The organism is Gordonia sp. NPDC003376 (genome assembly GCF_053589235.1).
Genome location: NZ_JBSFRM010000016.1, coordinates 1 through 279, shown reverse-complemented (window position 1 = coordinate 279; position 279 = coordinate 1).

Sequence of the window (279 nt, the reverse complement as noted above, 5' to 3'; positions counted from 1 at the left end):
GGCCGGCGGAGGTTTCGACACGACTTGTCGCTTCGCTCCTCGTCGGCTCAACCATCGTCTGGCCGTTGGTGGGCTTGGCCGGTGGAGGTTTGCGGCTCAACCATCGTCTGGTCGTTGGTGATTTCAGTGTCACTCTTGTGGAGCCACCAAGTTGGTGGTTGTGTTCAGTCCACCGGGCATCTGGCTCTGTTGGTGGTTGACCGTTCCCGACAATTGTTGGGGATTGGTCACGGCTCATTCTGCCGATGCCCGGGTGGACGGACCGACCGGATGTGACTT